This window comes from Algoriphagus resistens, from assembly GCF_001442615.1.
Taxonomy (GTDB): domain Bacteria; phylum Bacteroidota; class Bacteroidia; order Cytophagales; family Cyclobacteriaceae; genus Algoriphagus; species Algoriphagus resistens.
Genome location: NZ_LMXN01000016.1, coordinates 114,933 through 141,482 on the forward strand (window position 1 = coordinate 114,933; position 26,550 = coordinate 141,482).

Genomic DNA, 26,550 nt, shown 5'->3' on the forward strand with positions numbered 1-26,550 from the left:
GGGAGAATAAGCTATTTGTTTGAACAGTTTTTAAACCACCAGATTCACAATTTTACCTGGCACAATAATAATCTTCTTTGGAGCTTTGCCTTCCAGCCATTTTTGTACGGTTTCCTCTGCCAAGGCAGCTTCTTGGATCTCATCTTTGGAAAGTGAAAGATCAAGATTAAGTTTAGCTCGCATCTTCCCGTTTATCATCACGGGATACTCAAAAGTACTTTCTTTCAGGTAGGCTTCGTCAAAGACAGGAAAAGTAGCTTCGGTAATAGAAGTTTCATGGCCCAAAAGGCTCCAAAGTTCCTCCGCAATATGCGGTGCATACGGAGACACCAGCAGGGCTATTGGCTCCAATATTTTCCGCTTATTGCACTTCAAGGCTGTCAATTCATTCACACAAATCATAAAGCTTGATACAGAAGTGTTGAAAGATAGGTTGGCCATGTCTTCTTCCATTTTTTTCAGTGCTTTGTGAAGCGCTTTATATTCTTCCTTGCTAGGCTCGCTATCCGATACCTTAAATTCACCGGAGTTTGTATGATATAGATTCCAAAGCTTACGAAGAAACTTGAAAACGCCATCGATTCCGTTTGTATTCCATGGTTTGAATTGCTCCAAAGGTCCTAAGAACATTTCGTACAATCTCAAGGTGTCCGCTCCATAACGTTCGATTATATCGTCTGGATTCACCACGTTGTATTTAGACTTGGACATTTTCTCAACTTCCGCCCCGCAGATGTATTTGGAGTCTTCTAAGATAAATTCTGCATTGATCAGATCTGGTCGCCATGCTTTAAATTTATCCAGGTTCAACTGATCATTATGGACAATATTCACGTCCACATGCATGGCAGAAGTATCGTATTGATCTTTTAAGCCATAGCTGGCAAATTGGTTAGTGCCTTTGATTCTGTAGACAAAGTTTGACCTTCCCTGGATCATTCCTTGGTTGATCATCTTCTGGAACGGTTCCTCAACACCTACCAAACCAAGATCATAAAGGAATTTGGTCCAGAACCTAGAATATAAAAGGTGTCCTGTCGCATGCTCAGAACCTCCAATGTATAAGTCTACTGCACCCCAATAGTCTGTTTTTGCTTTATCCGCAAACACATTCTCATTCGTTGGATCAGTATACCTAAAGAAGTACCAGCTTGAGCCTGCCCAGCCTGGCATTGTGCTTTTTTCCAAAGGAAATTCTCCTTCAGATGTTTTGTAAGTCCAATCGGTCGCCCGGGCAAGGGGCGGTTCGCCGTCTTCAGTGGGTAAATATTTATCTACCTCAGGCAATACCAAAGGCAGATCTTTTTCTTCAATTAAATAGGGCAATCCATCTTTAAAATAGACTGGCAGTGGCTCTCCCCAATAGCGCTGGCGGGTGAAGATCGCATCCCGCATTCTATATTGGATTTTTCCTTTGCCTATCCCTTTCTCTTCCAGGAATTCAATGGCTTTGGACATAGCCTCTTTCATGTAAAGATTGGAAATGAAGCCTGAATTGATGATTAAACCGCCTTTTCCTGGGAAAGAACCATCTTCCATAGAGCCTTCGATTACTTGTCGGATCTCTAACCCAAAATGCTTAGCAAAGTTATAATCCCGCTCATCATGCGCAGGAACGGCCATCACTGCCCCCGTACCATATCCGGCCAATACATAGTCAGCAACCCAGATTTGGATCTCTTCACCGTTAAACGGATTGATTGCATAGGAACCTGTAAATGCACCTGATATAGTTTTGACATCACTCATCCGTTCACGTTCCGAGCGATTCTTCGCCACTTCAATGTATGCTTCAGCTTTTTCTCGCTGATCTTCAGTAATCAGCAAGGCCGCCAAATCAGACTCTGGAGCCAAAGCTAAATAAGTTACACCGTATATTGTATCCACTCGGGTCGTAAAGACTTTGATGGTTTGATCCGAATCCTTCACCTGAAAAACAACATCGGCCCCGATGGATTTTCCAATCCAGTTCCTCTGCATTTCTTTAATCGGTTCAGACCAATCGATTTTTTCTAGGTCTTGCAAAAGGCGATCAGCATAAGCGGTGATTCGCATCGACCATTGCATCATTTTTTTGCGCTCCACTGGATACCCCCCACGTTCGGAGAAACCGTCCTTTACCTCATCATTTGATAGAACAGTTCCCAATGCTGCACACCAGTTTACAGTAGTTTCGGCCAAAAAAGTCAAGCGGTATTTTAAGAGCATTTCCTGCTTTTCTCTTTCTGAAAAAGCAAGCCATTGGTCAGCGGTGAATAGTGGCGTTTCATCATCGCACACGGCTTTTATAGTGGTATTGCCTTCCTTTTCAAAATGTTTGATCAATGAATCTATCGATAGTGCTTTATCCGCGTCCTGATCGTAGTAGCTATTGAAAAGCTGCATGAAGATCCATTGTGTCCACTTATAGTAATCAGGATTAGATGTTCGAACTTCCTTGCTCCAGTCGAAAGCAAATCCGATATTTTTTAATTGCTCTGTATAACGAGCGATATTTTGCTCAGTGGTGATGGCTGGATGTTGCCCCGTTTGGATAGCATACTGCTCGGCTGGCAAACCAAAACTATCATATCCCATTGGGTGAAGTACATTGTAGCCTTTCAGTTTCTTAAAACGGCTGACAATATCTGATGCAATGTATCCAAGGGGATGTCCGACATGGAGTCCCGCGCCTGAAGGGTAGGGAAACATGTCCAATGAATAAAACTTCGGTTTGTCAGGATTTTCTTTGGCTTGAAATGTTTGGTTGTTTTCCCAGTATGCTTGCCACTTTTTCTCGATTTCTCTGAAGTTATACTCCGCCATGATTGAATTATTCGTTATTATTAAGCTGAACGCCTGCAAAATTAGAAAAATTGACGGGCTTTGGAATCCAAATTCATAATTCCTCCAACATCCAGTTTTTTCCTTTAATCAATTTTTTGAAAAATAGATGCTCCCATTTTAGTATTTTCATTCTCGACCTAACCACCAATGCTATGAAACCATCCTTGCTGAGACTCTCTTGTTGCTTTTTTATTCTAAACATTTTTGTTACTACAGGTTCTTTTGCCCAAAATAAACAAGCAGATAAAAGACTGGCTTCTCTTAAAGAGGAAGCTGCCCGATTAATTGAGTCAGAAGCTAAAATGAGCCAAGTGATGGTGGATAAGATTTTCAGTTTTGCAGAGTTGGGATTTCAAGAAATAGAATCTTCAAAATACCTCACCGGGATTCTTGCAGACAATGGGTTTACCATAGAAAGAGGGGCTTCTGGAATTCCTACGGCATGGTTTGCCATCTGGAGCAATGGGGAAGGCCCGAGGATTGCTTTGGGGTCTGATGTGGATGATATCCCTAAAGCTTCACAATATCCCGGTGTGGCTTATCATAAGCCTATTGTCGAGGGAGCACCAGGCCATGGTGAAGGTCATAATGCCGGAATCCCCCTAAACATCACAGCAGCTTTGGCTGTGAAAAAAATCATGGAGCGTGAGAATATTGGAGGTACACTGATTCTTTGGCCTGGGATAGCTGAAGAATTGGTTGCTTCAAAAGCATGGTTCGTTAGAGATGGACTTTTTGAGGATGTTGACTTATGTATTTTTACACATGTTGCAAATAACCTTGGAGTAAGCTATGGGGCTGCTTCAGGCACTGGTTTGATTTCAGTGGAATATACCTTTAGTGGTGAAGCGGCGCATTCTGCCGGAGCTCCCTGGAGGGGAAGAAGTGCACTGGATGCCGCTGAATTGATGAATGTTGGTTGGAATTATAGACGAGAGCATCTGGATCCATTAAAGCGGTCACATTCCATTTTTACCGATGGTGGAGATCAGCCCAATGTGGTCCCTTCAAAAGCTTCAATTTGGTACTATTTAAGAGATGTGAAGTATGATGGGATTATGGAAATGTATGAGGTTGCCAATAAAATGGCTGAGGGTGCAGCTTTGATGACAGATACTGAAGTAGAGTCCAGGATTCTGGGTACAGCTTGGCCTAGGCATTTCAATAAGGTGATCGCGGAAAAAATGTATGAAAATATTTTGCAAGTAGGCTTACCCGATTGGTCTGAGGCTGATCAGGAATTGGCAAAGGCGGTACAAACAGAAGTGGGTGCTTCTAAAGTGGAAGGCTTATCCACTAAGTTGGATACGCTTGGATTACCTGTGGCTGAGCTTAAATCCGGAGGTTCGGATGATATTGGAGACGTTTCTTGGGTGGTACCTACAGTGACTTTAAGGTTTCCATCCAATATTCCGGGACTTCCCGGTCACCATTGGGCTAATGCAATTGCGATGGCTACGCCAATCGCGCATAAAGGTGTGACAGCTGGTGCCAAAGCTGAGGCGATGACAATTCTGGATTTCTTGCTGAAACCGGAACTGGTAGATGAAGCTTGGGATTATTTTAAAAATGTCCAGACAAAAGAGGAAGAATATAAGCCTATGATCAAAGCTGAAGATGAAGCGCCAATTTATCTAAACAAGCGCATTATGGATCAGTTTCGGCCAGAATTGGAAAAGTTTTATTACGATGAAACAAAGTTTGACAGCTACTTGGAACAATTAGGTGTGAAGTATCCGACGTTGAAAAAATAAGCTGAAATTTTTCTCAGCTGTGGATAACGTTAATCTGCTTAACTGCAGGTATGTAATTTAGAGTTGGTGCTAGTTATTTCATTCAATGAAAACAGACCTTCCTTTTCGATTGGTAATAAGAGAAGCATCTTTTGATGAGTTGTATTTAATCCATCAGCAGATCCCGGAATTCCCTTCTAAGATAAGCATGTTGTATTATGGGGAGCGTTTAAAAAACACACTTCATCTGGCGTTGGTGGCAGAGTTGGAAGGGAAGGTTGTAGGTTTTAAGGTAGGGTATCAAGGTGACAATCATAAGACTTTTTACTCTTGGATGGGAGGTGTGATTCCCGGATTTCGTAAAGCTGGAGTGGCTTCGGCTTTGGCTAAATTCCAGGAGGATTGGGCGCGGGAGAATGGTTTCAAGAAAATATTCTTCAAAACCCGAAATCGCTTTCCTGCTATGATCAGCTTTGGGCTCAAACGAGGTTTTAAGATTATGGAAGTAATCCGTAAGGATTCCGTGGAGGATTATCGAATTGTGATGATGAAAAAGTTATAACATCAGAGGAGAAAACGTTGGTAGTCAAGCTTTCCAATATGATCACTTTTTCACTTTCCAATATAAAAAACCTTACCTTTGCGGCATCATTCACCCAGCGGTTCAATTGCCCGCTTTACCAAAAATTCAGATGAATATTGAAGAAGAAGTAGCGCAAGGGAAAAAGCTTCCGGTAATGGAAGCTTTTTATACAATACAAGGAGAAGGAAGATTTACTGGGCATCCTGCATATTTTATCCGGCTTGGAGGCTGTGATGTGGGCTGTATCTGGTGTGATGTTAAGGAATCGTGGGATTCTGGCAAGTGGCCGGTTTTATCCATAGATAAGATTGTAGCTGATGCCTTAGCGTTTCCAGGAAGGCTTGTAGTGATCACAGGCGGAGAGCCCTTAATGTATGATTTGGGGCCTTTGACTGCCTTACTGAAGGATAAAGGATTCACTACAAATATAGAAACTTCAGGAGCTCATCCTTTCTCGGGAAATTTTGATTGGGTGTGTTTTTCCCCAAAAAAATTCAAAAAGCCCCATCCATCTATTTATGCTGAAGCGGATGAATTGAAAGTGGTGGTATTTCACAAGAGTGATTTTGCTTTTGCAGAAGAGCATGCAAATCTAGTCAATTCCAATTGCGAATTACGATTGCAGCCTGAGTGGAGCAAAGCTGGGAAATTCTCTCCAATGATCATTGATTATGTAAAAAATCAACCAAAATGGAAAATTTCACTTCAAACTCATAAATTTATGGACATTCCCTAAGTCCATGCGCCCTGTTTTACTTCTTTATTTGCTGTTTTTCTCCGTCTCGATGGCTCATTCCCAGAGCTACTCGATCATTGATGGAAAAGCAATAAAAATGTACCAGGAGGGAGAGGAGCTGACTATTTCTAGGCAATATGATGCTGCAATTGAAAAATTTCAAGATGCAATTAAACGGGAGGCTTCATTTATAGAAGCTTATGTGAAGCTAGCCCAAATTCAGATTACCCAGGGCAAATTGGAGATTGCTGAGAAGACCGCAATAGCTGGAAGATCCAAACTGAGGAATCCGAAAGCAACAGCCAAACACAAAGTGGATATTGGTTGGGTTTTTATCAATTTGTATCTTCAGCAGGGAAAGTTTAAGATGGCCCATGATGAATTTAGGGAGATCGAACCGCTGTTTGAAGAGGATTTCCGCAATACCGCATATTATCGGGATATGAAAGCTCAGATGGAGTTTCTTCAGAGCCAGTTAGATAAGGTCAGCGTGATAGAGAGAGAAAGACTTGCAGATCCATTAAATAGTTTTCAGCTCCAATATTTCCCAGTTCTCACCGCCAATGGTGAACAAATTCTTTTTACCAAACGAGATGGGGTAGGCAATCATGATAAAGAGGATATTTTTATGGCCTTTATGGCTCCCGATGGAGGTTGGACCAAGCCTCAAAGTATCGCTGATGCAATAAATTCACCTTATAATGAAGGAACTTGTACGATTACCGCAGATGGAAATATTCTAATTTATACTTCCTGTGATGCACCGGATTCTGAAGGGAGCTGTGATTTATATATAGCCTATAAGCTGAATGGCAGATGGCAGCGACCGAAGAATATGGGAAAAAACGTAAACTCAAGAGCTTGGGATTCTCAGCCTTCACTTTCAGCAGATGGGAGAATATTGTTCTTTTCCTCAAATAGGAAGGGTGGATTTGGCGGGAATGACATCTGGTACAGCGTCATGCAGAAAGATGGGGATTGGGCTGCTGCCAAGAATTTGGGGGATATTGTGAACACCTCCAAAGATGAGATCTCTCCATTTATGTTTTTCAACAATGAAATTTTATTCTTTTCTTCCAACGGACATCCTGGTTTTGGTGGGATGGATATTCAGCTATCTAGAGTTAAAGATGGAGAATTTACGCAACCTGAAAATTTGGGCATGCCTATCAATGACCAATTGGACCAAGTTGCCTTGTTTATTACTGCTCAAAAAGACTACGCTTATTTTACAGAGCTAACTACCTCCAAAACAGAAAATGACCGCTCTATATTGTATAGGTTCAAGTTCCCGGATGAAATATCATTGGGGGAAAACCTGACTGTAACAGAAGGGAAAGTATTTAATTCAAAAACAGGCGAACCGATAGATGCTGCATTGTCCCTGGTGTCATTGACCAACGACAGCACCCTGTACCAGTTTAATTCAGATGGTAAAACAGGGGAGTTTATGATGCTCTATCCGGATAAGGCTATTTCCGGGCTTTATGTGGAAAAAAAAGGGTTTTTGCCAAAAATTTATAATGTGGAGCGCGATAAGATTCAGAATGTAAAAGATTTAAAAGTGGAATTAGTACCTGTAGCTTCAGGGGAAGAGTTCGTCTTTGAAAATGTTTTTTTTGAGTTTGATGAGTACAGCTTGAAACCAGAGTCTGTTTCATCTCTGAAAAGGCTTGTTAAGTTTATGGCAGAAAATCCTAATGTAAATATTTTAATTACGGGACATACAGATAATGTAGGTAGCGCAAGTTACAATCTGGACCTTAGTTTGCAGAGAGCCAAAAGTGTCCAGGACTTTTTGATGGCAGAGGGATTTCATGAAGGGCGTGTGCTGGTAGAGGGAATGGGAGATAAACAGCCGATGGTCCCCAATACCACTCCTCAAAACCAAGCGCTTAACCGAAGAATAACTATCAAAATTCTGTAGTTAATAGGGCATAGTATTTCTTAATGACTAGCACATACTAAACATGACTATTAAGAAAGTTTAATTTTTATTAATATAGTTTCCCTATTGTTCCGATTTACTGGTTTCAGGATATAATTTTACCAAAAGGAATATTGGAATAAAAATGGGGTTTAGTTTTAATTTTGGATACATTAAAATTCTGTATTGAAGGTAAATTAAGAAATTTTAAATCTTCCTAAGCGCAATATTTAATACAGAACCTCGTTTCATTAAATTTAGCGAAAAATTAACTTTTGTTAACATTGGAATAACAAAACAAAAATATTACAATCGGCATCTAGCTAAGTATTTACCAATTATAATTTTGTTTTTTAGTAAAAGGCTGAATTTTTATAAAATACCCTTCTAATGTGTCCAGATAAATTTATAATCTGCTGCTTTGCGATATTGCATCAATAAGAATATCATTGGGCATAATATAAACCAAATTACTTATGAAGAAAATTTTACTTCTAGGGCTTTCGCTGTTTCTGGTAGGTGCTGTGGCATTTGCACAGGGGCGTAAAGTAACCGGAATAGTATCTTCTGCCGAAGATGGTGAGCCAATCCCAGGTGCAACTGTTTTAGTCAAAGGTACTAGCGTAGGTACTGCCACAGACATCGATGGTAAGTACGAATTGAACGTTCCAGCTGATGGGAACGTTTTAGTGTTTAGTTTCATCGGGACTACTACACAAGAGATCAACATTGGCCAGCAATCTGTCATTGACGTTGTTATGCAACCAGATGTACAGAGCTTAAATGAAGTTGTAATTACAGGTGCGGCGGGTATTGAGTCCAGAAGAGTAGAGATGGGCTATAATGCTACGAGTATTGAGACCCGGGACGTGGCACAAGGAAGAGCTCTGAATGTTGCTGCTGGTTTGACTGGTAAGGTAGCAGGTATGCAGATCAATACTACTGGTTCTGGGGTTAATCCAAATGTGAGGGTGACCTTGAGAGGTAGCCGTTCATTGACAGGTAACAATGAAGCCTTGATTGTAGTGGATAACGTGATTGTTCCAAACGAGATCCTTGGAAACCTGAATCCTCAGGATATTCAGGAAATGACTGTATTGAATGGCTCTAATGCCGCTGCATTATATGGATCTGCTGCATCAAATGGAGCATTAATCATTACTACAAAGAGAGGCAAGTCTGGTCAGACTAGAGTGTCTATCGGTCATACAGTAAATGTGGAGCAAGTTAGTTTTTACCCAGAAATACAAAAAGAATTTGGGTCAGGCTATGCAAGTGGATATCCGCATCAGTATGTTCCTTATGAAAACCAGCAATATGGCCCTCGCTTCGATGGATCTATGGTAGAGATAGGTAAGCCTTTGGAAGATGGCTCTATCCAGACCGTTCCATATTCTTATACTGGAGCAAAAGAAAATTTTTGGGAAACTGGTATTACCAATCAAACTGATGTGGCAATCACTGGTGGAGGCGAAAATTCTTCAAATTTCTTCTCGGCTCAATGGTTGACTAATGACGGAACTACCCCTGGAGATCAATATACACGCGGTTCAATTCGATTTAACAGTACGAGGGATTTTGGAAACAAATTGACATTGAACTTTAATTCTAATTACGTTCAAAATAGATATGACATCACTACAGAGACTGATGGAATGTTTGATAACATTCTCCAGACTCCGGGCCATATTCCATTGACAGATTATAGCGACTGGAGAAATGATCCTTTTGCTAATCCAAATGGCTATTACAATGAATATTACGACAATCCTTACTTCGCGATTGATAACAATCGTCGTGAATCAGGAAATGATTACATAATCGGAAATATAGAATTAAAGTATAAGCCGGTTCAATGGATGAATGTCGTATATCGAGTAGGCATATCAAATAGAAACTTCTACGGCAAGGATTATTTCGATAAGTTTACTTTTACAGACTATACTAAAGAGGTTTCTTCTTCTAAAACAGATGTAGCCGGTGGAGTAACCGATTATAGCGGTTTTAACAATCAAATAAATTCCGATCTCCTCATCAATTTCAAGAAAGCAGTTGGAGATGATTTGTTCTTTGATTTAATACTAGGAAATAGCCTTAGACAAAACAGGTACAAGCGCGTAGAAACAGAAGCGAACGGATTGGTTATTCCTGGTCTGTTTAATATTTCAAATAGAGTAGGGGAAGCGAGCGTAGAAGAAAATAATTATAAATCTTCTCAAGTAGGTGTGTTTGCCCAATTAAAAACAGCGTATAAAGATTTCTTGTTTTTGGAATTGACAGGAAGAAACGACTGGGTATCAGTTCTTGCAAAAGAGAATCGTTCATTCTTTTATCCTGCTGCAAACTTATCGTTTGTTGCGTCTGAGGCGATCAACGGAGTAAGAGAATCCAGTACAATAGACCTTTTAAAATTAAGAGGTGGTATCTCTCAGGTAGGTCAGGTAAACTTAGGAAATAGTAGAGATTATGGTGCGTATTTGTTAGATCCAACCTTTAGTCCCTCTAATGGATTTCCTTATGGAGGACTTACAGGGTATGCACTTGATGATAGATTGGTATCTGCTAACTTGAAACCTGAGATTACTACAGCATATGAATTTGGAGTTGATTTTGCGTTATGGCAGAATAAAGTAAATGGTGCTTTTACTTACTATAACTCACGGACTGTTGATCAAACCGTGCCTACAGGAGTAGCGCCTTCAACTGGTTTTACCAGTTATCTTCAGAATACTGGGGAAGTTGCCAATAGAGGTATAGAAACAATGTTAAATGTGACCTTGCTTGCAAGAAACAACTGGCAGGTGAATGTAGGGGCGAATTATACATTCAATGACAACTGGGTAGTTTCTATTTCTGATGATCTTCCTCAGTTGCGACTTAATACCGGTGGATCTGCGCAGGTCTATGCTGTTGAAGGAGAGGCTTTTCCTATGCTTCAAGGAACGGTCTATAATAAAGATGATCAGGGAAGAATTATAGTAGATGCACAGTCTGGATATCCAAGTGTGGCAGATAATCAACAGCTTTTAGGAAACACAATTCCAAAGCATAGACTAGGAGTAAACCTTGAAGTACTATATAAAGGATTCAGATTATATGCCTTAGCGGAATATAGAGGTGGGTACAACATCTACTACTTTGGTGGAGGCTCATTTGATTTCTCTGGCTCGGGGGCTACCACAGCTTACTTCAACAGAGAACGTTTTGTGATTCCTAACTCTTCCTATGAAGATCCTGAGAATCCAGGGACATATATTGAAAACACAAACATTACCGTCACTGATGGTGGAGCTGGTTTCTGGACTGACGGCTCATTTAGAAGAAACGTAGCGGAAAATTACGTAGTGGCAGGTGATTACTGGAAATTGAGGGAAGTTGCGCTTTCTTATGATTTACCAGCAAGTTTTATGAGCAGATTTGGCTTCATTCAAAGTGCTACTATTACAGCTCAAGGAAGAAACTTATTGCTCTTTACGCCTAAGTCTAACATCTATACAGATCCTGACTATAATTTCTCTACAGAGGGGAATGCTGTGGGGATAGTTACCTTGGCTAACACTCCTCCGACCAGATTCTACGGCGGTTCTATTTCAATAACATTTTAATTGACTTGAAATGAAAAATATATTTAAATCTATAGTTTTAGCTTGCGCCGTTTCTTTGTCCTCATGTGAGAGTTTCATTGGGGATAATGAAAACACGAACCAAGCTACCTCTGCAACGCCCGAGTTGGTGCTTCCAAACGCGCTAACCAGCACCGCATCCCTGCTCAGGAGTTTTAATACCAATGCTATGTGGGTCAACGGGAACACCGTTAATGCAGGCGGTTTTGGAGGATTTGGGTCGGTAGTTACTTATAATTATACAACCACATCTTACGCTACGCTTTGGACTGATGCTTACAATGATCTAGTAAATTATGAATACATAGAAAGCCAATCCGAAGGAAATTCTACTCAGGCATATAGCAATGCAATTGCCAAGATTATGAAAGCGTATGACTTTCATATGCTAGTAGATGTATATGGGGATATCCCTTACAGCGAGGCACTTAAGGGGGCTGAAAACGTTACTCCTGTCTATGAAGCTCAGGATGCCGTTTACCAAGATTTGGTGACTAAATTAAATGAGGCCATTTCGATAATAGAAACGGCAGAGGGTGCCAATGCAATAGGTTCGGGAGATGTAATGTTCGGCGGCGATATGGATCAGTGGATAAGATTCGCAAATACTTTGAAACTCAGATTACTTATCCGCATGGCAGAAGCTGATGAAACGGCCAGCTTTGCTGCATCTGAATTCGCGGCCTTTAATACTGATCTAGGTTTTATTACGGATGATGCTATGGTGAACCCAGGATATATTGCAACTGATGGTAAGCAAAATCCATATTGGAATACCTATCATTCGAATGCTGCTGGAACATTGGCAGGACAGGGTAGATCCACCATCCCATCAATCTATACCTTTGGGTTTTATAATGGGAATAAAATCTTGGATAATGGACGGGGTGCAGCAACGTATAGGGGCTATCCTGCTGATACACCAATTGGCCAGTTAGGAGATTTGGTAGATAATCCTTTTGCCATCACCAGCCAGCCTGCATGGTATGTAGGTTCGGGTACTGGCTCAAATGCAACCAATTCAATTGGTTTATTAAAAGGTAGAACTGCCAGTGTGCCATTAATGCTAGCTTCTGAGGCTTATTTACTTCAGGCTGAGGCGTTCATGAAGGGGTATTTAGACGGAGATGATCTAGCTGCTTTTGAAAGCGGTGTAATTGCTTCATTTGAATATCTATATGAAGATATTTCTGGAGCAATCGCAGAAGATTTAGATCCAGTTGCTGATTTTGAAATTTACAAGGAAGAAAATCCAAATAATTATTTGGTAAACTACTCATTGGCTACTTCTCCAGAAGAAAAGCTAGAAGCAATTATTACGCAAAAGTATGTTGCTTATAATTTCATCAATGCACAGGAGACATGGTCTGAATTTAGAAGAACAGGTTATCCTACGATTGCACCAGGTTCAAGTAATCCTGAGAGAACGTTTGCCTCGTTGCTTTCTAACTCAACCAGAGCGGATAAACTTCCAGTAAGATACCTGTATGCTAACACTGAGGTTCAACTTAACGGCACTAACGTTCCTACCGGAATTAATCAATTTACTAGTTTGATTTTCTGGCAAGAGCAATAATCTCCTTAAATATTAATTCAAATGAAAAATATACTAAGTAAAATAGGGATGTTTAGTGTCGCAGCGCTGACACTGACTTCTTGCCTGGACGAGGATCCGCTTTTCGATCCGGATAAAACAAATGGAGTCATCGAGATTGTGGAACAAGCTCCGCTGGTAGGAGTTGGTAGCATTTATCCTTTGAACAGGCTCACATTTGAAGCGGTTCCTGAAGATCAAATCGAAGTGATTGTTCAATATTCTGGCGCACATGATGCACCTGAAGATATTGATGTCACTGTAGAAGTGTCTCCTTCTGATATTGAAGCATACAACGAAGATCAAGGATTGTCCGGTGGTGATGAGTACGTTTTACTAGATGCGAGTAAATATGCCTTCCCAGGAGGTGGTAACTCAGTAACCGTTACTATTCCAAAAGGAGAGAAAAGGGCCAGTATCATGATGACGGTAAAGCCTGACCAGTTTGGTTTTGACGCAAACTATGCACTTCCATTGAAGATTTCTTCCGCATCAAGTGGTGTGGTGAGCGGTAACTTTGGCCACATGATTTATGCCGTGATTCCTAACAATCAGTGGGCTGGTGATTGGACCAATACCTATACGGGCTCTCTTGGAGCTGGTACTAATACTGTTCATATGTCAACTGTTGGCGAATTCACCACAACATCTAACTTGATTGGTATATATTCTAACCAGACCATCATTGAAGTTGACCCAGTGAATAATTATGCAAGTGTAATTTCAGTTTCTGGTCTAGGTAACGCTACAAACTATCCTGAGAACTATTGGGATCCTGAAACAAAGACTATATATGTTAAATATACTGTTGGTGTTAGGACTATGACTCAGCTCTTGGTTAAACAAGATTAGGTGTACTCATCAGGTTAACCAGTCCTTAATAAGCGTTACAGTTTTAAAGGATAAAATTAGATAGCATCGGGTTTTGACTCGGTGCTATTTGTTTTGTAGGAATCTGACCTTAAAGGTACTCCGCCAGATTCGTTATTACCTTCCCTGCAGGATGGAGAGTCCAAATTTGGTTTTCCGCCTATATCTGGCAACCCCAACCCTAGTGGATTTCACTCATACTGAACAACGGACAAAAGTTTTGGGGTATTCGGATTGTTGAGGGAGTTGCCAACGATACTATTTAAAAGTGGCATTGGAGTTTGCCTCCTGCGCTGACACAATTTTTATTAGTTTTATAGCTACGAGAATATACTGAAATAGTAAGTTTCTTTCTATTTTTGCCCGAAATAAATTTTATAAATCATGAAAAAATATCTAGTAGTTTTTTTACTGGTGCTTTCGGCGCCGTTTGTAAGTTTTGGACAGGAGTTTCAGCAAGGTAGCAAAGTGGTATCCTTAGGTATTGGACTTGGGAGTGCTGTAGGTAGTGGATTCAGTTACAATAATCAGATTCCTGCTATCAGCGCTCAATATGAGCAAGGCGTATGGGAAGTTGGAGGTCCGGGGGTAATCAGCCTCGGTGGCTACATTGGCTACAAAGGGTATCGGAACCAGTATGGGGCAGGATTTGAATCAAAATGGAACTATACGCTTATCGGTGTTAGAAGTGCTTACCATTACAATGGGTTGGACGTCGATAACCTTGATATTTACGGAGGGGTCATGTTAGGTTATTACCTGGTAAATTACAGTGATAACTCTGGTGTAGCTACGGGTAATTTCAACAATAATTTAGGACTTAGTCTGTATGTAGGGGGTAGGTATTATTTCACTGAAAATGTAGGGGCATTTGCTGAAATTGGATACGGTGTGTCCTATCTTAATCTAGGAGTAGCTTTTAAACTACAATAGGCAGTCATTATAATTGCCATGAACAAGAAAGGGCTGTGCCCTCTTGTTTGAATTGATAAGTCTTCATAAACGTCTGTTTATGAAGACTTTTTTTTGATGGGTACGAGTGATTTAACTTTGGGGAATCTTAACTGGCCCATGTGCATCTTAGAGAGGGCGTTCTGGCCAAATGTATGGAGAAGAAATAATCCCATCTAACTGTGTGTCACAAAGACCCATCTCTTGTTACCCCCTGTAATGCATAGCTCTAGGTGACAACGAGTCCGAGAACCTGTTTCGATTTTTTGATCCCTATCGTTAAGGTCATTTTTTTGAAAGTACCCCCCCCAGTTTTCAGTCTTTAATTCTAGGTCAGCTATCCTGTTTTATTCAGAGGAACAATAGCTAAATTTTTAAAACTCAACCTGCTTGTTAAGCCAAACCGGGTATCCGTAAAGTGGTGAAACTGTTTGGTTAAGTGGGGCTAGAGGGAAGTTTTGTGCGACATACATTCGTGTAGTTCAAAACTAAAATCAAGAAAAAAATGAAAACATCAACAAAATTTTTCCTTAATGCCGGGATAGCTTTTCTTATGGCTGCAAGCCTGGTTTCCTGTCAACTAATTGATACATTACCTATCGCTTCCAATGATGTGGTATTCGATGCTGAATTGTTTAAAGAAAATCTAAATGCCCAGTTGACTGGAGCAAGAGGCTATCAATTTGTCATCACCAGAAACGGTAATATTGCTGAGACCGAAGCGGTAGGAATAGGAGGTATTTCTAGAACAGGTGCTATACCATCAAGCATTGATGGGTATGTAAACATAGCTAGCGTCACCAAAACACTGACAGCAACTGCGGCATTGCGTATTTTACCTAAAGCTAAAGTCGATCTGGGTGATGTTATTGGTCCATGGTTACCGGTAAGCTGGGATATCCATCCTGATATAAGCCAGATTACTTTTCGGCAGTTGCTCACCCATACCTCTGGTATTCGTACAAGTAGGACTGGCTGGACAACCCTTCAAAACATGGTGAGCAGCCCCATCATGGCGTCCAAAGTACCTGAATATGCCGATGCCAACTTTTGACATCCCTTCTCCAAAATCTGAATGAACTTAAGTCGCAAGGACAACCTACGCTGACTTTATCTCTGTCAAATGAACTTGAATTTGTACCCTTGCATGACATCATTCGGATAGAAGCAGCAGGTGCTTATTCTACTTTCCATCTAGTGGATGGGAGGAAGATTATGGTCAGCAAAAACCTGAAAGAATATGAGATACTTCTCTGTAGGCATTTTTTTATGCGCATACACAACTCCCATATCATCAATCTGAACAAAATCCAACGAATGCTTAAAACCGACGGAGGCTATGCGGTGATGAGTGATGGGTTCCCGGTGATTATCTCTCCAAAAAAGAAGGATGAATTTCTTCGTGTCATGTCACACCGTTCGCTCTAGGGGTCTGCGTGTTGCGAGTCTTTGTTCCTGTCCAAAGCGCAAGACAGCAGGGATTATCCGTGATCAGGTATAAGAGTCCCTATATTTAAGCTGTATCTTTACAAGAGCATTATCCTTCTGTGCTTCAGGTAAGCTCGGCTTTATTACCAGCCTCCTCCCAGACTTCTGTATAAGTCAATGTTGGCTAGTAAGATGCGCATTTTAAGATCGATCAGGTTTAATTCGCTTTCCAAAGCATCACCCTGGGCGGTGTTGACTTCAAGGTAATTTGCAAAGCCTGTACGGAATAATAAGGCAGCATCCATTATTCCTTTCTTGGTAGTTTGGATTCTCTCTTCGGCAAGTACATACTCCTCTTCTAGATTTTCGATTGTGACCAGTGCATCAGAGACTTCTTTCACTGCTACGATCAAATTATCCTTGAAATCGAGCTGAGCAATTTCTCTTCTGGCCAAAGCCTTTTTATGGTTGTTCTTCAGCTTTCCATTCATAAATACAGGCTGAAAAATAGCTCCATTAAGTAGAGCAAAGGCAGATTCTACCGGGTTAGCGAGCTTACTTAGCTGATAAGCATCCATTCCTATTCCAGCATTGATGCTTAAAGAGGGGTATTTCATTGCCTTCGCTATTCCTACCTGAGCATTACTTGCTATGAGAGCATATTCGGAGGATGCAATATCAGGCCTGTTGGTAATGAGCTCCAACGGTACACCTGTACTATAGGTGTTTTGAAAAGTAGCATTTTCTAATTCACCAGCTATCTCTACCTCCTGCGGTGATCTGCCTAGAAGGTAATTGAGTCGATTTTCCTGGATGCTGTAGTTTCTTTTGATCTGGGGAATGAGGGATTGGAATTTCAATTTCTGGGACTTAGTCTGCTGGATTGCTAGAGAAGTAGCCTCACCAGCTTCAAATTGCAACTCCACTATACGCAAGGTGTTTTCATTTAGGCTTAGGTTCCTCTCGGCCACTTCCAGTTCGGCTTTAAGTTTCAGCAGTGTATAATAGGTGGCTGCCACTTCAGCTACCAGCGCGGTTTGAACTGCTTTTTTGAATTCTTCACTTTGCATATAGCAGGCCAGAGCAGCGTCTTTCTGCCAACGGTATTTTCCCCATAAGTCTATTTCCCAACTGGAAGAAATCTGGTTATAATAAGAAAGTCGCTCCGTGTAAAGTGTGGACGGGGGATTTCCATCATGGATATTCCGTGAGCGGTTTGACCCGAAATTCGCATAATTTTCTGAAGCATATTCACGGTTCAATCCCAGTGGTGTAATCCCCAATGTAGGATACATATTGGCCTTGGATTGTTTGAAGTCCAACATGCTGATCTCTATATTCTGGACCGCCCGTTGCATATCTAGATTATTTGCCAGTGCAGTATCTATTAAACCAATCAGTTGGGGGTCATCAAAAAACTCTGCCCATTTAATTTCAGTCAAAGTCCGGGATCCGGTTGAAATAGTATCCTGGTAGGTTGGGCCTCCATAGAATTCATCTGAAATGTCAAAATTAGGTCTTGAGTATGGCTCTCCCACTTTACAACCTGTAGCGGCGAGCAGAAGAAATACTACTATTTTTAGTGACTGTAATTTATTCATGGGGATGTGGTTGTTCTGCGGTTTCCAAATTGAATCTGTCATGTAATGATTGGAATAAGTATGCCAACACAGGGATGATGAATATTCCAAGAATAATTCCAGACAACATTCCTCCTGCCGTGCCAACGCTGACTGATTTGTTTCCCTGTGCGGCAGATCCAACAGAAAACATCAGCGGTATCAGCCCCACAGTGAATGCAAGTGAGGTCATAATTATCGCACGCACACGTAAGGCACTGGCATCAAGTACCGCATCCAAAACACTGGCTCCAGCCCGTCTTTTCTGCGAGGCAAATTCTACAATCAAAATGGCATTCTTTGCCAATAGACCGATGAGCATCAGTATTCCTACCTGTACATAGATGTTATTATTGATACCTGTCAAATTAATGGCTACATATACCCCGAATATTCCGGTGGGTAGTGATAGCATCACCGCAAGTGGTAGCCAGAAGCTGTTGTATTGTGCGGCTAGAATAAAATAAACCAATACAATACTGATGATAAATACCATGGTCGCATCTGAGCCCGAGTTTTTCTCCTCAAGGCTCATCCCTGTCCACTCGTAGCTGTAATTTGCAGGGAGTTTTGCAGCAATCTCTTCCACTGCGGCCATAGCATCGTTTGTACTGTATCCTTCGGCTGGGATAGCGCTTATTTTCACCGCCGTATACAAGTTATATCTTCTCACTAGTTCCGGGCCAAAAGCCTGTTCCAGAGAAACCAACGTGTTTAAGGGGACCATCTCGCCTTCATTGTTCTTCACGAAAATCGAGTTGATTGCCTTGGTGTTTTCCCGATACTGTACATCAGACTGGGCAAACACCTGATATTGTCTTCCGAATCGGTTGAAATCTCCTACACGTCTTCTTCCAAAATACCCTTGCATGGTTTTCATCATCTCACTGACGCTTACACCAAGTTTTTTTGCTTTTTCGTAATCTATCTTGATTTTGTATTGGGGGTAGTTTACATCGAAGGAAGAAAAGGCATTCTCGATTTCTTTACGGCTTAATACCTCATTGATGAATTCGTTCGCGGCGAGGTTAAAATCACTGAGATCCCCACCTTCCCGATCTTGCATTACAAATTCCAGTCCGCTAAAATCACCAAATCCCTGTACTGTTGGTTTAGGATACACTCGGATTCTCGCATCAACGATATGAGAGGAAAGCTTAGCGGTGATATCTGCAATCACTTCTTCCAATTCTCTGATTTTCCCACGCTCAGGGATGTCTTTGAGTTTGATATAGGCCATGCCATAGGAGGTACTGGCGGCATTATCAACAATGTTGTTTCCCGCAACAGTATTGATTCCTGCTACGGCTGGATGCTCCTTTAAAATTGAATCTGCCTGAAGTAGTGCTTCAGATGTTCTATGTAAGGATGATGCAGGAGGCATGGCAAGTGACAAGGTTAGGAAACTATCATCTTCTGTGGGGATAAATGCTTTTGGGGCTAAACCTGAGAGAAATACAGTTCCTGCTGTAATCACTACAAGTCCTCCCAGGGATAGCCATTTATGCATAATGGCCCATTTTGCCATAAGTACATACTTGGTGACAAATCTGTCAAAAAGGGTGTCAAACTTCCGTAGTCCCGTATCCCTAAGTACTTTCACCTTCAGCATAGAGCGGGAACCACTGATACGTTCTACGATTCTGATTTTTTTCTTTGGCCGGGTCCGCTCTTTGAAAAACAAGATCATAAGCACTGGGCCAAGGGTAAGTGATACGACTGCTGAAATCACCACTGCGATGATAATGGTATAGGCAAATTCCTGATAAAATACCCCTACTGGGCCGCTCAAGAAACCCACCGGAAGAAATACAGCTGAAATAACAATAGTAATGGATACAATCGCTCCTGTAATTTCATTCATAGCATCATTCACTGCCTGTCGGGCTCCCATCCCATGCTTCTGCATCTTCTCATAGATGGCCTCTATTACCACGATACTGTTATCTACCACAATTCCGATGGACAAAACCATAGAAAACATGCTGAGTACATTCATAGTACTCCCGATCAGCTGGAGAAAAAAGAAGGTTCCCAGTAGAGAAATCGGAATGGTAATGGCGGTGATAAAAGTGACTTTGAAATTTTGCAGAAAGATAAATACCACAAGAAAAACCAGTACGAAAGCTTCAATCAGTGTTTTTACCACTTGGCTCATTGATTCATCGATCTGTTTTCTGACACTGTAAGAAATATCGTACTTCATGCCTTCAGGAAAGAATCTGGCCCGCTCCTCTAATACTGCTCTTACCCGTTCATCAATTTCTTTGGCATTGGATCCACTCATCTGGACAATGTCCATAGTCACGCCTGGCATCCCATCTACTTTGTTGTCACTTGCGTAATTCGAAGCCCCGAATTCTAATCTGGCCACATCTTTTAAGCGAAGTATAGAGCCGTCATTTGTTGCCTTGATTACCAGGTTTTCATAGCGCTCCGGAACATTAAACCTGCCTTCATGACGAATGACCGTTTCGAACACACCTTCAGAGTCTTCACCGAATTTACCTGGTGCGGCTTCAAAACTTTGGTCACGGATCTGTTTAATTACATCATCAGGGGTGAGTCCATACAAAGCCATTTTTTCAGGCATTAGCCATACACGCATAGCATAATCCCGCTGCCTTAAAATAGTCGCTTCTGCGATGCCTTCTACGCGTTTGAGTTCCCGCCGAATGTCCCTTCTGATATAGGCTTGAAGAAAAGTCTCATCGTAGGAAGGGTTTTCGCTGTAAAAATTAATGGTCATGATGCTTCCTTTAAGCCTCTTCATAACCGATATTCCGGCTTCTACCACCTCTGGAGGAAGAAATTCAGTGACTTCAGAAACCCTGTTTTGGATATTTACAGCAGCGATATCGGGATCTGTCCCTGGTTTGAAATACACGTTGATAGTACCTGTACCAGCATTGGTGGCAGAGGAACTGATATATGTCATACCTTCTACACCATTGATCGCTTCCTCCAATGGGAGAAGAACAGATCCTGCAATAGTCTCAGCATTTCCTCCTGGATATTTTACACTTACATTTACACTTGGAGGGGCTATTTCTGGAAATCGCTCGACTGGCAGGCTTCTGATACCCATTATCCCGGCCAACACCAAGAGAATGGAAATTACCATCGCCACAACTGGCTGATCTATAATTTTCTTTATCATTTTTGAAAGATACTTGTGCTGAGTTTTATTGAAGAAATATCAAAAAAAGCCTAGTTAGGAATTCTATTTCTAGTAATCGGGTTGACTTTCATGCCGTTGGCCAACTTATCCAGCCCGGAGGTGATGATTCTGTCGTTTGCTGAAAGTGTTTTATCTTTTACGATATAATTGTTTCCTGATATCCCTTCGATTTCGATTTCTCTTCTTTCTGCGGTATTGTCTTCTTTCAATACGAAAACAAATTTTTTGTCCTGGATAGAAACTGTAGCCCCCTGAGGGATCATCACCGCTTTGGGATATATCTGCTCCATCAATATTTTTCCGGTATTTCCCAGCCTGAGTAGTGTGTCCGGGTTTCGGAATTTTGCACGCAGCGATATGGAGCCAGTAGCTCGGTCAATCTGACCGGAGGTGGCATCTACAATACCAGGATGCTCATAAATGGAGCCATCAGCCAGAACTAACTTTACATTAGGATTCATCTTCATCGATTGAGAAGCGGTATCCATTTTCATCCGCTGATAGAGTAGGTAGTCGGACTCACTCATAGAAAAGTAGACATAGATATCATTTACATTGGATAACACCGTGAGAGGTTCGGAATCTGTTTGCTTGACTACGTTTCCTACTGACTTGGGAAATCTGCCTACAAAACCACTCACAGGAGCCTTAATGGTTGTAAATTCCAACTTGATCTTCATATTAGCCTCTGCAGCCTTGGCTTTCTCCAGAGAGGACTGTGCAACTTCATAGTCAGCCTGCGCGGTTTTTTGCTGAACTTCAGAGATCACTGCATTTTCTATGAGGGGTTGCAACCGGTCCAGTTCCGTTTTTGCCTTTCGGAGTTTAGCCTCTTCAAGTTGCACATTTGCGCTTGCGTTTCTAAGATCCTCCAAGTAGGGTTGTTGATTGATGTCCATCAATGGTTGTCCCTTTCTGACATACTGTCCTTCATCCACATGGAATTTCTCCAATATTCCATCCACCTGAGGCCTGATCTCCACATCTTCTGTTCCCTCTATAGAGCCGAGGTATTGATAGGGAACAGCAGCGGCTTCTTCCTTAAGTGTAATATAGGGGAGAGTCAATCCTTGGTCTTCCACCTCTTTTTCCTTACAAAAGCTCATGGATAGAATCAACATAGGAAATGAGAGCAAGCGTGCTATCCCGTAGCTAGGGAGTCTGTCAGAAATTATTTTCATAGAGGTAATTGTCATAGATTAAAACAATTTTATAAACTGTAAAGGGTGCTCCTTGTAGATGAAATTCATAAAGTTTCCCATCAGATTTTCTCTTGGTTCGTAGGATTTTGGGTCTATTATTTTGTCTTATATAAGGGACTAAGTACTGAGGAGATAGTCCGGATTCCTTTCCGATTGGTCAAAAAAAACTGAATAATTGACCTAAGCTGGAAATTTGGGAAGCTCTTGTCCTAATATAATGCCACCTAATACCGTCCTATTGGCATTTGAAGGATCTGTATCGCAATCTTTTCCCGGATTGAAAATCTTTAATTTAAATTTATGCTGACATCGCATGGGGGTGCGGCTATCATTTAAGCTTCAAACAGGAAGTAATGTGTCTCCATTATAAATATAAATGGGTTATTTGAGGCTGAAATATAGTTTTTGGCCCCCTATAAGGGTTTCAGTGTACTTGAGTTTACCTAAAGTGCAGAGATTGTTTTTATGTCAAAGTTATTTTTCCAAATTTATGTTAATGCGAAAACCCCACTTCCTACGCCTTTCTAACAAGCAGCTTCCGTTTGGGAAATAGTTGGGGCAAATTGGTGAGGATTTGTACAAACTATGCCTGTACAGGTACTGGTCGGGGGAACTTTCCATACGATGATCAATTGATTTATAACAGTGTGTACGAATTCCATATTCCGCATCTTCTGGTTAACTTTGTCGCCAATTCCTATTAGAGATGATTTACGTTTGTAGAAAAGAACACTTCAATGCAGCCCACAAGCTTTGGAACCCAAAGTGGTCAGAAGAGAAGAATGTTGAAGTATTTGGGCCTTGCGCCAATGTGAACTGGCATGGTCACAACTTTGAGTTGATCGTGATGGTGAAAGGATTACCTGATCCTGATACTGGATTTGTAGTGGATCTGAAAAAGCTGAGCACCATCATCCGAAATTTGGTGATTGAGAAAGTTGATCATAAAAACTTGAATGTAGATGTTGATTTTATGCAAGGTAAATTAGCCAGCTGTGAAAATCTCATCATGGAATTTTGGAAAATTCTTGAACCTGCCGTGAATGAAATCACCTCCAACGGTGGTTTGCACAAGCTTACCCTGTATGAGACCCCGAGGAATTTTGTGGAATACTATGGGGAGTAGTCTTTTTGTATTTGTTAATATCTCAACCTTTTGACTCAACAAAAAAAGCTCTACATCATCTCTGGCGAACGATCCGGGGATTTGCATGCCTCTAATCTGGTGTATTCTCTCCTGGCGCAAAACCCAGATTTGAATATTCGTGGGATGGGAGGAAGCTACTCCAGAGATGCGGGAGTGGAATTAGCTGTTAATTACGCAGAGGTAGCGGTGATGGGTTTTTTGGAAGTGGTGATGGGATTTCGGAAAGTACTGAAATTCCTGAGACTAGTGAAGAATGATATTTTAGCATTCACACCTGATGCCATTATCCTTGTGGATTATGGCGGGTTTAATATGAAAATCGCGGCTTTCGCCAAAGAAAAGAACATCCCGGTTCATTATTATATTCCCCCAAAAGTGTGGGCCTGGAACCAAAAGCGGGCGTTGAAGTTAAAAGCTTTCACAGATCAGATTTATTCCATCTTACCTTTTGAACCTGAATTTTTTGAGAAATATGACATGAAGGTCCACTACGTAGGAAACCCTCTCCTTGATGAAATCTCGAAATTCCAACCTCATGCGTTTTTCTATCAGAAAAACGAGTTGAGTTACCAGCCTATTATTGCGTTATTGCCGGGCAGTCGCGCCCAGGAGATCAATGCTATGCTGGATCGTATGACTGCTTTAGTAAGAGAATTTCCCAGTGCCCAGTTTGTAATTGCCGGAGTTGGGGATCTTGGTAATGGAATCTACCAGCGCGGAATAAATGCAGGCATTCGGGTCATCTATGATCAGACCTACGATCTATTATCTCATGCAATTGCTGCTGTGGTAACCTCAGGGACGGCTACGTTAGAGACAGCCCTATTTAGAGTCCCCCAGGTGGTAGTGTACCGCACAAGTTCCATCTCATATGCGATTGCCAAAAACTTGATTCGCGTACCCTACATTTCTTTAGTCAATTTAATTGCCGATAAAGAAGTCGTGAAAGAACTTATTCAAAGTGATTTTTCCATTCCTAATCTGAAAGCTGAGTTGCAACAAATCCTGGGTAATCAAGTGTATAAGGGACAGATGCTTCAGGGATATGATTTGATCAAAGAGCGGATAGGGGAGAAAAGTGCATCTGAGACTACAGCAGGATTGATTCTGGATAGTCTAAGTAAAAAATAACCCCTGCCTCAGTTGAAACAGGGGTTTACTTTTAAGCTACTTGAAGTCGTTTGAATTTTGACTTATCGAATTTTTCACGGGCATATTTCGCATCGATAATCAATTCCTTAATCGAATCATCTGAGGGGATATCATACATCGCATCAGTGATGATCGCTTCGCAAATTGATCGAAGCCCTCTTGCTCCAAGATTGAACTCTACAGCTTTTTCTACGATGAAATCGATCCCGCTTTCTTCGAACGTGACTTCCACACCTTCGTAGTTAAGCAACTTTGCATATTGCTTTACCAAGGCATTCTTAGGTTCTGTAAGAATCCTTTTTAAAGCATCTGCATGGAGAGGATCCAAATGTGTCAACACCGGAAGTCTTCCGATCAATTCAGGGATCAAGCCGAAAGCTTTCAAATCCTGAGCTGTCACATATTGAAGCAAGTTTTCTCTGTCTGCTACTGCATCAGCTGCTGCTTTGCTGAATCCCATAGGCTGGGTGTTCAATCTCTTACCTATATGTCTTGCAATACCATCAAATGCCCCACCGCAGATAAAGAGGATGTTTTCAGTATTTACAGCGATCATCTTTTGATCTGGGTGTTTTCTACCACCTTGAGGTGGCACATTGACGACAGTACCTTCCAATAACTTTAGCATGGCTTGCTGCACCCCTTCACCGCTTACATCCCGCGTGATGGAAGGGTTGTCTGACTTTCTGGCGATTTTGTCCAGCTCATCAATGTAAACTATTCCCCGCTCAGCAGCTTCCACATTGTAGTCCGCCGCCTGAAGCAATCGGGTTAGGATACTTTCCACGTCTTCCCCTACATAGCCAGCTTCAGTCAAGACAGTAGCGTCAGCTATACAAAAGGGGACTTCCAAGGTCTTGGCTAAAGTTTTGGCCAGATAGGTCTTCCCTGTTCCGGTGTCTCCCACCATGATTATGTTGGATTTTTCAATCTTCACTTCATCATTTTCATCTTTCTGAAAAAGACGCTTGTAATGATTGTACACAGCAACCGTTAACACCTTCTTAGCATCTTCCTGACCAATTACATATTGATTCAGATACTCAGTAAGTTCCTTTGGTTTCTTAAGTTTGATTTTTGGTTTTGTGCTTCCAGGTTTCTTGGCTTTATCTTCTTCGCCGAGAATCATGTGAGCTTGATCAATGCAGAAATTACAGATGTGCGCAGAGATGCCTGACACCATTAAATCCACATCTTTCTTGTTTCTACCGCAAAACGAGCAGGTAACTTGAGCCATTATTTTGGTTTTTTAACTAATACTTCATCAATTAGGCCATAAGATTTCGCTTCCTGTGCCCTTAGCCAATAATCTCTTTCAGAATCTTTCTCTATCTCTTCCGGTGTTTTGCCGGTATGCTGTGCTAGAATTGTATACAACTCTTCACGCATTGATAGAATAAGTTTCAAAGAAATCTCCATATCAGTGGATTTTCCCTGCATACCGCCCGAAGGCTGGTGAATCATCACCCTGGAATGCTTTAGTGCAGATCTTTTTCCCGCTGCTCCCCCAGCTAGCAATACAGCTCCCATAGAAGCTGCAATTCCTGTACAGATAGTCGCTACATCAGGGCTGATAAATTGCATTGTGTCATAAATACCCAGGCCGGCAGTCACCGATCCTCCTGGGCTATTGACGTAAAGCAGTACATCTTTCTTGGAATCTACTGATTCCAGAAATAGCAATTGTGCTACGATAATGTTGGCAATGTGATCATCTACCCCTGTGCCCAGGAAAATGATACGGTCCATGATCAATCTGGAGAATACGTCAATCTCTCTGAAATTCTGAGGTCGCTCTTCGATTACAGAACGGGTCATGTTTTCAATATGTTGAGTGTACTGGTCAAAAGCAGTACCACTTACGCCTTGATTATGGATGGCGTATTTCCGGAATTCTTCTTTGTTGATCATCTTTCGAGTTTGTTGTGGTAAGCAAAAATAAAAAAAGCCCTTGAATAAGGACTTTTTTATGATGATT

The 26,550-nt window shown here is 41.4% G+C and carries 18 protein-coding genes; 12 read left to right on the forward strand and 6 right to left on the reverse strand.

Going from position 1 to position 26,550, the window contains the following annotated elements:
• Positions 1-30: 30 nt before the first annotated feature.
• Complete coding sequence (leuS, locus tag AS141_RS22410; protein ID WP_057939947.1) at positions 31-2,805, reverse strand: leucine--tRNA ligase; 2,775 nt, start codon at positions 2,803-2,805, stop codon at positions 31-33.
• 173 nt (positions 2,806-2,978) lie between these two features.
• Here leuS and AS141_RS22415 point away from each other — a divergent pair, with 173 nt between their 5' ends.
• The 10 genes from AS141_RS22415 (at position 2,979) to AS141_RS22460 (ending at position 16,271) form a co-directional block, all read left to right on the forward strand.
• Positions 2,979-4,580, forward strand: coding sequence for an amidohydrolase (locus AS141_RS22415; RefSeq protein ID WP_057939975.1), 1,602 nt, complete (start codon positions 2,979-2,981; stop codon positions 4,578-4,580).
• A gap of 85 nt (positions 4,581-4,665) precedes the next feature.
• The gene (locus AS141_RS22420; RefSeq protein ID WP_057939948.1) at positions 4,666-5,121 is read left to right on the forward strand and encodes a GNAT family N-acetyltransferase; all 456 of its coding nucleotides are present in this window, start codon (positions 4,666-4,668) and stop codon (positions 5,119-5,121) included.
• Positions 5,122-5,251: 130 nt separating this feature from the next.
• Positions 5,252-5,878 (forward strand): 7-carboxy-7-deazaguanine synthase QueE, encoded by a 627-nt coding sequence (locus tag AS141_RS22425; protein ID WP_057939949.1) that lies wholly within the window; start codon positions 5,252-5,254, stop codon positions 5,876-5,878.
• 4 nt (positions 5,879-5,882) lie between these two features.
• Entirely contained in the window at positions 5,883-7,805 is a 1,923-nt protein-coding gene (locus AS141_RS22430; protein WP_057939950.1) for an OmpA family protein, read from the forward strand.
• 476 nt (positions 7,806-8,281) lie between these two features.
• Positions 8,282-11,410, forward strand: coding sequence for a SusC/RagA family TonB-linked outer membrane protein (locus AS141_RS22435; protein WP_057939951.1), 3,129 nt, complete (start codon positions 8,282-8,284; stop codon positions 11,408-11,410).
• Positions 11,411-11,420: 10 nt separating this feature from the next.
• On the forward strand, positions 11,421-13,004 hold the full coding sequence (locus AS141_RS22440; protein ID WP_057939952.1) for a SusD/RagB family nutrient-binding outer membrane lipoprotein: 1,584 nt from the start codon (positions 11,421-11,423) through the stop codon (positions 13,002-13,004).
• Positions 13,005-13,025: 21 nt separating this feature from the next.
• Positions 13,026-13,874, forward strand: a complete 849-nt coding sequence (locus AS141_RS22445) for a DUF1735 domain-containing protein (RefSeq protein WP_057939953.1) — start codon at positions 13,026-13,028, stop codon at positions 13,872-13,874.
• Between the two features lie 402 nt (positions 13,875-14,276).
• The gene (locus tag AS141_RS22450; RefSeq protein WP_057939954.1) at positions 14,277-14,825 is read left to right on the forward strand and encodes a hypothetical protein; all 549 of its coding nucleotides are present in this window, start codon (positions 14,277-14,279) and stop codon (positions 14,823-14,825) included.
• Positions 14,826-15,348: 523 nt separating this feature from the next.
• The gene (locus tag AS141_RS22455; RefSeq protein ID WP_057939955.1) at positions 15,349-15,897 is read left to right on the forward strand and encodes a serine hydrolase; all 549 of its coding nucleotides are present in this window, start codon (positions 15,349-15,351) and stop codon (positions 15,895-15,897) included.
• Positions 15,894-16,271 (forward strand): LytR/AlgR family response regulator transcription factor, encoded by a 378-nt coding sequence (locus AS141_RS22460; protein ID WP_157243554.1) that lies wholly within the window; start codon positions 15,894-15,896, stop codon positions 16,269-16,271. The genes AS141_RS22455 and AS141_RS22460 overlap by 4 nt, the downstream gene beginning before the upstream one ends.
• A gap of 143 nt (positions 16,272-16,414) precedes the next feature.
• On the opposite strand, the gene AS141_RS22465 is transcribed toward AS141_RS22460, so the two are convergent.
• From AS141_RS22465 to AS141_RS22475, 3 genes are read right to left on the reverse strand one after another with little or no spacing between them, the layout of a single operon-like run.
• Positions 16,415-17,872 carry an efflux transporter outer membrane subunit gene (locus AS141_RS22465; RefSeq protein WP_057939957.1) on the reverse strand — a complete coding sequence of 486 codons (1,458 nt, stop codon included), beginning with the start codon at positions 17,870-17,872 and terminating at the stop codon, positions 16,415-16,417.
• Complete coding sequence (locus AS141_RS22470; protein ID WP_057939958.1) at positions 17,865-21,050, reverse strand: efflux RND transporter permease subunit; 3,186 nt, start codon at positions 21,048-21,050, stop codon at positions 17,865-17,867. The genes AS141_RS22465 and AS141_RS22470 overlap by 8 nt, the downstream gene beginning before the upstream one ends.
• Before the next feature lie 50 nt (positions 21,051-21,100).
• The gene (locus AS141_RS22475; RefSeq protein WP_057939959.1) at positions 21,101-22,252 is read right to left on the reverse strand and encodes an efflux RND transporter periplasmic adaptor subunit; all 1,152 of its coding nucleotides are present in this window, start codon (positions 22,250-22,252) and stop codon (positions 21,101-21,103) included.
• A gap of 727 nt (positions 22,253-22,979) precedes the next feature.
• On the opposite strand from AS141_RS22475, the gene AS141_RS22480 reads away from it, so the two are divergent.
• Positions 22,980-23,399 carry a 6-pyruvoyl trahydropterin synthase family protein gene (locus AS141_RS22480; protein WP_057939960.1) on the forward strand — a complete coding sequence of 140 codons (420 nt, stop codon included), beginning with the start codon at positions 22,980-22,982 and terminating at the stop codon, positions 23,397-23,399.
• Between the two features lie 30 nt (positions 23,400-23,429).
• Positions 23,430-24,551, forward strand: coding sequence for a lipid-A-disaccharide synthase (lpxB, locus tag AS141_RS22485; RefSeq protein ID WP_057939961.1), 1,122 nt, complete (start codon positions 23,430-23,432; stop codon positions 24,549-24,551).
• 31 nt (positions 24,552-24,582) lie between these two features.
• On the opposite strand, the gene clpX is transcribed toward lpxB, so the two are convergent.
• Positions 24,583-25,809, reverse strand: a complete 1,227-nt coding sequence (clpX, locus tag AS141_RS22490; protein WP_057939962.1) for an ATP-dependent Clp protease ATP-binding subunit ClpX — start codon at positions 25,807-25,809, stop codon at positions 24,583-24,585.
• The gene (locus AS141_RS22495) at positions 25,809-26,483 is read right to left on the reverse strand and encodes a ClpP family protease (RefSeq protein ID WP_057939963.1); all 675 of its coding nucleotides are present in this window, start codon (positions 26,481-26,483) and stop codon (positions 25,809-25,811) included. The genes clpX and AS141_RS22495 overlap by 1 nt, the downstream gene beginning before the upstream one ends.
• Between the last annotated feature and the right edge of the window lie 67 nt (positions 26,484-26,550).